1 protein-coding gene is annotated in these 384 nt (G+C 62.2%); it reads right to left on the bottom strand.

Annotated features, from left to right (window positions below):
- On the bottom strand, positions 1-238 hold a 238-nt coding region (locus EOA27_RS40275; protein ID WP_145970984.1), incomplete at its 3' end, for an HAD hydrolase-like protein.
- Positions 239-384: the final 146 nt, after the last annotated feature.

Genomic DNA, 384 nt, shown 5'->3' with positions numbered 1-384 from the left:
GCTTGGTCTCGGCCCAGATGTCGCCATCGGCCGCCGGGGGGAACTGGTGGCCGGTCAGTTCCTTGATCTTCACGATGATGTCGGCCTGCTTCATGCCGATGCATTGCGCGATGATGCCGCCATGCACGCCCGGCATGCCGTGCTTCTCGTAGACGCGCTCGTAAGCCTTGGCGGCGAGCGGCTCGCTGTCGACGAGAACGCCGTCGCAGTCGAAAATCATAAGTCTGGTTTGCGCCACGCGCTTCTCCCGGCCTCTGTGCCAATGCGCACATCGCTATCGATAAAAAGTCAGATGTTCAATAGCGGGTGATTACGTCTCCAGCGGCTCAAAGCTGGCGCAACGCCTCGCTGACCGGCGAGGATCCGAGCGCGCGCTGCATGGCC

Source organism: Mesorhizobium sp. M2A.F.Ca.ET.037.01.1.1, from assembly GCF_003998075.1.
In the GTDB taxonomy this organism is placed as follows: domain Bacteria; phylum Pseudomonadota; class Alphaproteobacteria; order Rhizobiales; family Rhizobiaceae; genus Mesorhizobium.
This window is presented reverse-complemented; position numbering and strand designations above follow the sequence as displayed.